The following is an 8682-nucleotide window of genomic DNA, read 5'->3' on the forward strand; positions in this document are numbered from 1 at the left end:
CGTACCCCCGACCGGATTCGAACCGGCGCTACTGCCGTGAGAGGGCAGCGTGCTAGGCCGCTACACAACGGGGGCTTGATCTTCTTTTGTGTGCTGTACTCACGTACTGCGCTGGGGTACCAGGACTCGAACCTAGACTAAATGAACCAGAATCACTCGTGCTGCCAATTACACCATACCCCACCAGAGTTGAACCCCTGCGGGCCCTTCTCAGGCGTTGCGCCTCTCGGTCGGTCCCTTCCGAGGGGCTTTCGTTCCCTCGTCCGTTCCCTCCCGGGCGGCGCAGAAAGAACATTACCCGACGTCGGCCCCGGCTCCAAAATCGATAACCCCGGGCGGCCTGCGGGAGGCCTGCGGATGACCTCCGGGTACGCCGCGGGCCCGGCACGAGGCCGGGCCCGCGGCCTGCTCGGCGGCCCGTGGAGGGCCGGTCCGGCAGGGATCCGTCAGCGAGCGCCCAGGAGGGTGCCTCAGGCGGCCGGGAGGGCGTCCAGGGCGGCACGCAGCCGTCGCAGCGTCTCCGGGCGGCCCAGCAGCTCCATGGACTCGAACAGCGGCGGGGAGACCCGTCGGCCGGTGACGGCCACCCGCAGCGGCGTGAAGGCGAACTTGGGCTTGATGCCCAGCCCCTCCACCAGCGCCTCGCGCAGCGCGGCCTGGATCGGCTCCGGGGTGAAGTCCGCGAGCTCCTCCAGCGCCTTGATGCTGGCCTCCAGCACCGGGCGGGAGTCCGCGGTCAGCACCTTGGCGGCGTCGTCCGCGTCGAGGGCGAACTTCTCCGGCGCCACGAACAGGAAGCCGGCCATGTTCACGATCTCGCTCAGCACGACCATCCGCTCCTGGGTGAGCGGCGCCACCTTGGCGAGCAGGTCCAGCTGCTCGGCGGTGGGCTCGGCCGGCAGCAGCTCGGCGCCCTGGAGGAACGGCACCAGGCGGCGGACGAAGTCCTCCGGGGCCAGCCGGCGGACGTGCTCGGCGTTGATCGCCTCGCACTTCTTCAGGTCGAAGCGGGCCGGGTTGGCGTTCACCTTGGCGACGTCGAAGGCGGCGACCATCTCGTCCATGTCGAACAGGTCGCGGTCCTCGGCCAGCGACCAGCCCAGCAGGGACAGGTAGTTGAGCAGGCCCTCGCGGATGAAGCCGCGCTCGCGGTACAGGTTGAGCGAGGACTGCGGGTCGCGCTTGGAGAGCTTCTTGTTGCCCTCGCCCATCACGTACGGCAGGTGGCCGAAGCGCGGGGTGGTGCCGTCGCCGACACCGATCTCGGCGAGCGCGGCGTACAGCGCGATCTGCCGCGGGGTGGAGGACAGCAGGTCCTCGCCGCGCAGCACGTGGGTGATGCCCATCAGGGCGTCGTCCACCGGGTTGACCAGGGTGTACAGCGGGGCGCCGTTGGCCCGGACGATGCCGTAGTCCGGGACGTTCTCCGGCTCGAAGGTGAGCGTGCCGCGCACCAGGTCGTCGAAGGAGAGGGTCTTGTCGGGCATCCGGAAGCGCAGGATCGGCTCGCGCTTCTCCAGCTTGTAGACGGCGACCTGCTCCTCCGTCAGCTCGCGGCAGTGGCCGTCGTAGCCGGAGGGCTTGCCGGCCGCGCGGGCGGCCTCGCGGCGGGCGTCCAGCTCCTCGGTGGAGCAGTAGCAGTGGTAGGCGTGGCCGGCCTCGTGCAGGCGGCGGGCGACATCGGCGTAGATGTCCATCCGCTGCGACTGCCGGTACGGCGCGTCCGGACCGCCGACCTCGGGGCCCTCGTCCCAGTCCAGGCCGAGCCAGCGCATCGCGTCGAGCAGCTGGTTGTACGACTCCTCGGAGTCGCGGGCGGAGTCGGTGTCCTCGATCCGGAAGACCAGCGTGCCGCCGTTGTGGCGGGCGTAGGCCCAGTTGAACAGGGCCGTGCGGACCATGCCCACGTGGGGGTTGCCGGTCGGGGAGGGACAGAAGCGAACCCGGACGGCCGGGTCAGTGTTAGCCACGCTTGATCACCTTGTTGGTGAGAGTGCCGATGCCTTCGATGGAGACGGCGACCTCGTCGCCGACGTTGAGGGGGCCCACCCCTGCGGGCGTGCCGGTGAGGATGACGTCGCCGGGCAGCAGCGTCATGGCCTCGGAGATGTGGACGACCAGCTCGGCGACCGAGCGGATCATCAGGGAGGTGCGGCCGGTCTGGCGGAGCTCGCCGTTGACCGTGCAGGTGATCGCGAGGTCGCTCGGGTCGAGGTCGGTCTCGATCCACGGGCCCAGCGGGCAGGCCGTGTCGAAGCCCTTGGCCCGGGCCCACTGGCCCTCGCGCTGCTGGACGTCCCGGGCGGTGACGTCGTTGGCGCAGGTGTAGCCGAGGATCACCTCGGGCACCCGGTCCAGCGGCACCTCGCGGCACATCCGGCCGATCACCACGGCGAGTTCGGCCTCGTGGTGGACGTCCGAGGAGAACGGCGGGTAGGCGATGCTCTCGGTCGGGCCGATCACCGAGGTGGACGGCTTGAAGAAGGTGAGCGGGACGTCCGGGACGTCGTTGCCCAGCTCCGCCGCGTGCGCCGCGTAGTTGCGGCCGACCGCCACGATCTTGTTCGGGAGCATCGGGCTGAGCAGCCGGACGTCCTGGAAGCGGTAGCTCTCGCCGGTGGGCTGGGGCTGGCCGAACGGGTGGCCGGCCAGCGCGTGGACGACCAGCGACTCGGGCCGGGAAGGGTCGCCCTCCACTACGCCGAAGGAGACGCTGCCGGCGGCAGGGCTCCCTTCCCGGACGGAAAACCTGGCAATGCGCACGGCTGGGCTACCCCTCGCTTCGTCGGCCGCCCGGGGCGCGCCCGGGCGCTGGAGGGCTCCCGCCCGCAGTGGGCGCGGCCCCGTCAATCGGCCTCCAGGCTATCGCGTGGGGCCCCGGCTGACCGCTTTGCCCCTGTTCAGGACGGTCGGGACGGAAGCGCGCACCGCGCGACGCCGAGGGCGCCGCCGCCACCGGTGTGACGACGGCGCCCTCGGCGCGGTGCGGTGCGGTGCCGTGCGGGGTCAGTCCTGCGGGACGACGACCGGGGCGACCATCAGCTGGGTGCGGCGCGGGTTGGCCGTGGCGGCCGGCAGCTCGGTGCCGTACGTCAGGACGTCCTCGGGCTTGCGGGCACCCGGGATCGTGCTGAAGTCCTCGACCGAGGCCAGCGTCGTCCGGCGCGGGTTCGCCGTGGGGCGGCAGGACAGCGTGGACTTGGTGGCGTTCTTCGCCTGGGACATCGAGAGCACCTCGTGGTCATGGCCTGGCCGACCGCGGCGGATCGGCACCGGCCTGATGGATTCCGATTGATTCGGAGGGGTTCTGGGCAGGCTGATCGGGGCCGTGCTCCGGAGACAGCCAGGTTACGAGATCTCATTCCATAGAGACCGTGACCAAAGCTACACATTAGACTGTGATTTTGCTCACAAATTGACGAGCAAAATACAGATATCCGACATATCGTCGCTCCGGGACTTTCCGACATTCCACCCGATAAGGGGCATTCCGGAAGGTCTGCGACTCTTCCCGATCCCGGGTCTGCTTGGCATGTATCCGGCGAGTGTCCGAAAAAGGCGGTATTCCGGTCCTGTTACCGCACAGTCAGTGAGATCGCACAAGCGGTCGGTAGCGCCGGACCCCCGGTACCTGCGGCCCTTGTTGGGATTCCCCGGCTGTGCTGGAATGCGACGGACCGTGGGTAGGGAGTGGTCCACCCCGGTGCCCGCTCTCCCGGACCGGCCGGGGGGCGGATGGAAACTCGACACCGTCCAGGCCGTGGCGACGCGGCGGGACGCCCGGTCCAGAGGTTGCGACGCCAGTGCAGGGACGTTTCAAAAGGGGTAGCGGCGCCGCGGGGAACCCGGAGTCGCGCGAGCCTGTGGCAGCCCCCCAACAGGCGGCGGCCCCCGGCGGCCCGGCCGAGCCGGTGACACCCGAGGCCCTCGGGCGGCCGGAGGAGGACGGGCAGGAGCGGAAGTCCGCCCGGGACAAACTCCGGACCTCGCTGACCAGGCGCCGCGCCACCGGTCTGAACCGGCTCGCGATGCGCAACTGGCGCATCCGCACCCGACTGATCGCGCTGCTCGCCCTCCCCGTGATGGTCTCGCTGGTCCTCGGTGGCCTGCGCATCCAGACCTCGATGGAGAACTCGCAGCAACTCGCCCAGATGGCCAACCTGTCCGACCTGGCCAAGAAGGCGACCAACCTCGCGGACGCGCTGCAGACCGAGCGCGACATCAGCGCCGGCCCGATCACCCACGACCCGACCGCCCCGCTGGACGACGACATCGTCGCGGCCCGCAAGTCCACCGACGACCTGAGCCGCACCTTCACCGCGTCCTCCGACAAGTTCGAGAACCTCGAACTGTCCGGCGGCAAGGCGCTGTTGCTCCAGATCCGCAAGGACCTGAACTCGATCGCGGACACCCGCAGCCTGCCGTACCAGAACAACCAGAACATCCAGTCGACGATCACCGCCTACGACGTGATCATCCGAGACCTGCTGTCCATCACCCAGGACATCGCGCTCGCGTCGAACAACAAGGACCTGGTCGTCTCCACCCGCGCGCTCCAGCAGTTCTCGCTGGCGAAGAACGCGACCTCGCAGCAGCGGGCCCTGATCAGCGCCGCGCTCGCCAACCCGAAGACCCCGGACCTCAGCCCCAGCGACGAGTCCTTCGGTATCCGTCTGCGCAGCTCGTACGACAACGCGATCGCGAGCTTCAACAACATCTACACCGCGCACGACCTGGACAACCTGCGCAGCCAGCTGAGCTACAACTCGGTGGTCGCCGACGCCGACCGCTACGCGTCCACGATCCTCACCCAGAGCGGCATCCGCCAGACCGAGGCGGTCAGCTACAAGGACTGGTACGAGAAGGCCAGCTCCAAGATCACCGCCGAGCGCCGGATCGAGTCCAAGCTCATCGAGAACCTGGACGGAAAGGCCCAGGACCTCCAGTCCCAGGCCGACGCCGACGCCCTGATCATCGGTGTCGCGGTCGCCCTGGTGCTGCTCGTCGCCCTCGGTGGCGCCGGTCTGATCGCCCGCTCGATGGTGCGCTCGCTGACCCGCCTCCAGGCCGCGGCCGAGGACGTCGCCGAGCGCCGTCTGCCCGAGCTGGTCAAGACCCTCTCCGAGGCCGACCCGCACGACGTCGACACCACGGTCGAGCCGGTCGCCGTCGACTCCACCGACGAGATCGGCCACGTGGCCCACGCGTTCGACATGGTGCACAGCGAGGCCGTCCGCCTCGCCGCCGAGCAGGCCCTCCTGCGCGGCAACATCAACGCGATGTTCACCAACCTCTCGCGCCGCAGCCAGGGCCTCATCCAGCGCCAGCTGTCGCTCATCTCCGAGCTGGAGAGCCGCGAGGCGGACCCGGACCAGCTGGCCAACCTCTTCAAGCTGGACCACCTCGCGACCCGCATGCGCCGCAACGGCGAAAACCTCCTCGTCCTCGCCGGTGAGGACCCGGGCCGCCGCTGGACCAGGCCCGTCCCGCTGGTCGACGTGCTCCGCGCCGCCGCCTCCGAGGTGGAGCAGTACGAGCGCATCGAGCTCGCCGCCGTGCCGTCGGCCGAGGTCGCCGGCCGCGTCGTCAACGACCTCGTCCACCTGCTCGCCGAGCTGCTGGAGAACGCCACCTCGTTCTCCAGCCCGCAGACCCGCGTCCGGGTCACTGGCCACGCGCTGCCGGACGGCCGGGTCCTGGTCGAGATCCACGACACCGGCATCGGCCTGAGCCCCGACGACCTCGCCGAGATCAACGAGCGCCTCGCCAACCCGCCGACGGTGGACGTCTCGGTCTCCCGCCGCATGGGCCTCTTCGTGGTCGGCCGCCTGTCCCTGCGACACGGCATCCGCATCCAGCTCCGCCCCAGCGACTCCGGCGGCACCACCGCGCTGGTCATGCTCCCGGTGGACGTCACCAATTCGGGCGACCGCCGCGGCGCCGGCCGGCCCGGCTCCGGCCAGGGCAAGCAGCAGCGCGGGGTCACCCCGACGCCGCGCCAGCAGCGCCAGGTGCCGCCCGGCCGCCAGAACGGTCCGGCCGCGCTCGGCCAGGGCGGTCCGGCCGCCGGTGCCCCGCAGGGCGGCCGTCCGCAGCTCGGCCAGGGCGGTCCGGGCGCTCCGACCGGTCCCGGTGCGCCGGGCGGTCCGGGTGCGTCCGGCGGCGGTCTGCCGACCCGCAAGGTCGGCCAGTCGCTGCGGGAGAACCCCGCCCCGCAGGGCGGCGGTCAGCAGGGCCAGGGCCAGCGGCCCGCCCAGCCGCAGCAGAAGCAGCAGGCCCCGCAGAAGCAGCAGAACCAGCAGGCTCCGCAGCAGGCCCAGCAGGGCGGTCTGCCGCAGCGCGCCCCGGGTCGCCAGGGCCCGCCGCAGAGCGGCCCGAACGGCCTGCCCCGCCGCGGCCGTCAGCAGCAGCCCGGCCAGCCCGGTCAGCCGGGTCAGCCCGGTCAGCCGCAGCAGGGCCAGCCGCAGGCCGGTCAGTCCCAGCCCGGCCTGCCCGGCCGGCCCGGCCAGGAGCGTCCGCGTCCCGCCGGCGGGTTCGACGGCGGTCCGGGTGCCCGGACCGGCGAGCAGCCGCAGCACGGCCGCCCCGGCGGTCCCGGTGGCCCCGGCGCGCCGCAGCAGGGCGCCCGTCCGGGCAACCGTCCGCAGGACGGCCTGCCGCAGCGCCGTCCGGCCCCGCAGGGCCCCGGCGCCCCCGGCCGGCCCGCCGCCCAGGGCCCGCGCGGTCCGCAGCGCCCCGGCCCGGACGCGCCGCAGCGCGACCGCCAGCCGCAGCTGCCGCCGCAGGCCCAGCAGCAGCCCCAGCCGCTGCCGTCGGCCGAGCCGGCGCCGGTGGAGAGCACCCAGCAGTTCGCCCGTCCGCGCTTCGAGGCCAGCCAGATCGACCCGCGCGACCCGCTGGGCCTCGGCCTGGTCGAGCCGGTGCTGCCGAACGTGCCGAACCCGCCGCGTCCGGAGCCGGTGCGCCAGGAGCAGGCCCCGCAGCCGCAGCCGCTTCCGCTGCCGCACCAGGAACCGATGGCGCTGCCGACCGGCCCGTCCGAGGCCGCGGGCCGACCGGGCGGCGAGGAGCAGCCCTGGTTCCCGCAGTCCGACGGCTCGCAGCAGGCGCGGCCGCGGCCGTACCAGCCGCGCCGCCCCGGCACCGCCGCACCGGAGTTCCAGCCGTCGGCCGACGAGCAGCGGGCTCCCCAGCCGGCTCCGCAGCAGCAGGCCCCGCAGCAGTCGCAGGGCCAGCCGCAGCAGAACCAGCAGCAGCCGCAGGGCCAGCCGCAGCCGGGCACCGGCGACGCGCCGTGGCGTCCGTCCGCGAACGACGAGCGCTGGCGCCGCGCCGAGCAGATCCGCGAGCCCTCGACCAGCGGTGTCACCATGTCGGGCCTGCCCCGGCGGACCCCGCAGGCCAACCTGGTCTCCGGCACCGCCGAGGCCTCGCCGCTGACCGGTCCGCAGGTCTCCCGGGCCCCCGAGGAGGTCCGCGGCCGACTGACCAACCTGCGCCGCGGCATCCAGCAGGGCCGCCGCGCCGGGGCCGAGCAGGCCGCCAACCAGGCGGGCCACCAGCATGGTGCCCAGCAGCCCGGATTCGATAGTTTCGGTGGCCGGAGCGACGGCAACGGCGCAGATCACCAGGAGCGTTGAGTTGAACCAGATGAGCCAGGCCGCACAGAACCTGAACTGGCTGATCACCAATTTCGTGGACAACACCCCCGGGGTGTCCCACACCGTGGTGGTCTCCGCGGACGGCCTCCTGCTGTGCATGTCCGAGGGTTTCCCCCGGGACCGCGCCGACCAGCTCGCCGCCGTCGCCTCCGGCCTCACCTCCCTCACCTCCGGCGCCAGCCGGATCTTCGAGGGCGGCGAGGTCAACCAGACCGTCGTCGAGATGGAACGGGGCTTCCTGTTCCTGATGGCCGTCAGCGACGGCTCCGCACTCGCCGTCCTGGCCGCGCCGGACTCCGACATCGGCCTCGTCGGCTACGAGATGGCCCTGCTCGTCGACCGCGCCGGCGCCGTCCTCACCCCCGCACTCCGCGCGGAACTCCAGGGCAGTCTCCTGCACTGACCGGGACCCGCGCGGCTCACCCACCGTCCCGACCGCGCCGGGTCCGACCCGACCGGACCCGGCGCCACACCCTCAGCTACCCTCAGGCAGCTGATCCCGCCTCAGCTGGCACCGCCCCAGCTGGAACCGGCTGCCCAAGGCTGCAGCACTAGGAGGACCCATGACCCCGCCTTCGACACCCGCCGGCCCGTACGGCAACGGGTACGGCAGCGGCTACGGCGGGCAGCAGTCCGACGGCTACGAGCAGCAGCCGCTGGTCCGCCCGTACGCGATGACCGGCGGACGGACCCGCCCCCGGTACCAGCTCGCCATCGAGGCCCTGATCTCCACGACCGGCTCGGCCGACCGGGCCGGCGGGCTGCTGCCCGAGCACGCCCGGATCGTCAGCCTCTGCCGCGAGGTCAAGTCCATCGCGGAGATCTCCGCACTGGCCGGCGTCCCGCTCGGTGTCGCCCGCATCCTCGTCGCCGACCTTGCCGAGGCCGGTCTCGTCGCCATCCACCAGCCCGCCGCCGCGGGCGAGTCGGGCGGAACGCCCGATGTCACGCTGCTCGAAAGGGTCCTCAGTGGACTTCGCAAGCTCTAACGCGGCCGCCCCCACCCGCGCCACCACCTCCG

General features: G+C 72.2%; 6 protein-coding genes and 2 tRNA genes. 3 read left to right on the forward strand and 5 right to left on the reverse strand.

What is annotated here, in order from left to right; all coding sequences use genetic code 11:
* Positions 1 to 2 precede the first annotated feature (2 nt).
* From ACLWS4_RS36725 to ACLWS4_RS36745, 5 genes are all read right to left on the reverse strand, one after another.
* Positions 3 to 75: transfer RNA gene (locus ACLWS4_RS36725), tRNA-Glu, on the reverse strand.
* A 36-nt stretch (positions 76 to 111) separates the two neighbouring features.
* Positions 112 to 183: transfer RNA gene (locus ACLWS4_RS36730), tRNA-Gln, on the reverse strand.
* A gap of 287 nt (positions 184 to 470) precedes the next feature.
* Entirely contained in the window at positions 471 to 1970 is a 1500-nt protein-coding gene (gene gltX / locus ACLWS4_RS36735) for a glutamate--tRNA ligase (protein ID WP_049658606.1), read from the reverse strand.
* Positions 1963 to 2763, reverse strand: a complete 801-nt coding sequence (locus tag ACLWS4_RS36740) for a fumarylacetoacetate hydrolase family protein (RefSeq protein WP_375877277.1) — start codon at positions 2761 to 2763, stop codon at positions 1963 to 1965. Before ACLWS4_RS36740 ends, gltX begins: the two co-directional genes overlap by 8 nt.
* 243 nt (positions 2764 to 3006) lie before the next feature.
* Positions 3007 to 3225 carry a hypothetical protein gene (locus ACLWS4_RS36745; RefSeq protein WP_049658602.1) on the reverse strand — a complete coding sequence of 73 codons (219 nt, stop codon included), beginning with the start codon at positions 3223 to 3225 and terminating at the stop codon, positions 3007 to 3009.
* Positions 3226 to 3863: 638 nt separating this feature from the next.
* Here ACLWS4_RS36745 and ACLWS4_RS36750 point away from each other — a divergent pair.
* From ACLWS4_RS36750 to ACLWS4_RS36760, 3 genes are all read left to right on the forward strand, one after another.
* The gene (locus tag ACLWS4_RS36750; RefSeq protein ID WP_416876395.1) at positions 3864 to 7640 is read left to right on the forward strand and encodes a nitrate- and nitrite sensing domain-containing protein; all 3777 of its coding nucleotides are present in this window, start codon (positions 3864 to 3866) and stop codon (positions 7638 to 7640) included.
* Positions 7641 to 7650: 10 nt separating this feature from the next.
* Positions 7651 to 8064, forward strand: a complete 414-nt coding sequence (locus tag ACLWS4_RS36755; RefSeq protein ID WP_030248297.1) for a roadblock/LC7 domain-containing protein — start codon at positions 7651 to 7653, stop codon at positions 8062 to 8064.
* 160 nt (positions 8065 to 8224) lie between these two features.
* Positions 8225 to 8650 carry a DUF742 domain-containing protein gene (locus tag ACLWS4_RS36760; protein ID WP_049658630.1) on the forward strand — a complete coding sequence of 142 codons (426 nt, stop codon included), beginning with the start codon at positions 8225 to 8227 and terminating at the stop codon, positions 8648 to 8650.
* The last annotated feature ends 32 nt before the right edge of the window (positions 8651 to 8682 follow it).

The organism is Kitasatospora sp. SC0581 (assembly GCF_048159585.1).
GTDB lineage: Bacteria > Actinomycetota > Actinomycetes > Streptomycetales > Streptomycetaceae > Kitasatospora.

Excerpts from the sequence above, each read along its gene's own strand:
- ACLWS4_RS36760 (WP_049658630.1), top strand. The coding sequence starts at position 8,225 with ATGACCCCGCCTTCGACACCCGCCGGCCCGTACGGCAACGGGTACGGC.
- ACLWS4_RS36755 (WP_030248297.1), top strand. The coding sequence starts at position 7,651 with ATGAGCCAGGCCGCACAGAACCTGAACTGGCTGATCACCAATTTCGTG.
- ACLWS4_RS36745 (WP_049658602.1), bottom strand. The coding sequence starts at position 3,225 with ATGTCCCAGGCGAAGAACGCCACCAAGTCCACGCTGTCCTGCCGCCCC.